At 43.8% G+C, this 260-nt stretch carries 1 protein-coding gene; it reads left to right on the top strand.

Annotated elements, in window-relative coordinates; translation table 11 throughout:
* Nucleotides 1–24 precede the first annotated feature (24 nt).
* Nucleotides 25–260: IS200/IS605 family transposase (gene tnpA / locus AABK37_RS42140; RefSeq protein ID WP_432557292.1), on the top strand; the 236-nt coding region annotated here is incomplete at its 3' end.

The following is a 260-nucleotide window of genomic DNA, read 5'->3' as shown; positions in this document are numbered from 1 at the left end:
TATAGCAGAGTTCCTGAAAAAGTCGTGAAAAATGATTTTGTCTCCAAGGGTAGGTCGGTCAGTGACTTAAAAGTGCATCTGGTGTTGACAACAAAATATCGCCGCAAAGTGTTTACGGGCGAGATGTTAACGCGATTGCACGTCATTCTCGAAGAACTATTAGCCAAGTGGGATTGCAAGCTTGTTGAGTTTAACGGCGAAAAAGACCACGTACACGCGCTATTTCAATATCACCCAGACGTGCAGTTGAGTGTATTGGT

This window comes from Tolypothrix sp. VBCCA 56010 (genome assembly GCF_050875635.1).
Taxonomy (GTDB): domain Bacteria; phylum Cyanobacteriota; class Cyanobacteriia; order Cyanobacteriales; family Nostocaceae; genus Hassallia.
This window is presented reverse-complemented; position numbering and strand designations above follow the sequence as displayed.